Genomic DNA, 504 nt, shown 5'->3' with positions numbered 1-504 from the left:
GTGGTATTACCATTAATACCGCACACGTAGAATACGAAACCGAGTCCCGTCACTACGCTCACGTAGACTGCCCGGGTCACGCCGACTACGTTAAGAACATGATTACCGGTGCTGCCCAGATGGACGGCGCTATCCTGGTGTGCTCCGCAGCTGACGGCCCGATGCCGCAAACCCGCGAACACATCCTGCTGTCCCGTCAGGTTGGCGTACCGTACATCATCGTTTACCTGAACAAGGCTGACCTGGTTGACGACGCTGAACTGCTGGAACTGGTTGAAATGGAAGTGCGCGATCTGCTGTCTTCCTACGACTTCCCGGGCGACGACACTCCGGTAGTTATCGGTTCCGCTCGTCTGGCACTGGAAGGCGACCAATCCGAAATGGGCGAACCGTCCATCTTCCGTCTGGCTGCTGCTCTGGACTCCTACATCCCGACTCCGGAACGTGCTGTTGACAAGCCGTTCCTGCTGCCGATCGAAGACGTATTCTCCATCTCCGGTCGTG

The 504-nt window shown here is 57.3% G+C and carries 1 protein-coding gene; it reads left to right on the top strand.

All coding sequences use genetic code 11. The annotated features are described in order from the left end of the window. Positions 1 to 504: GTP-binding protein (locus tag JHD62_RS23135; RefSeq protein ID WP_233161153.1), on the top strand; the 504-nt coding region annotated here is incomplete at both ends.

The organism is Aquitalea sp. ASV11 (genome assembly GCF_016429185.1).
Classification (GTDB): domain Bacteria; phylum Pseudomonadota; class Gammaproteobacteria; order Burkholderiales; family Chromobacteriaceae; genus Aquitalea; species Aquitalea pelogenes.
Note: the sequence above shows the minus strand (reverse complement) of the source record. Positions and strands in the feature narration are given on the sequence as shown.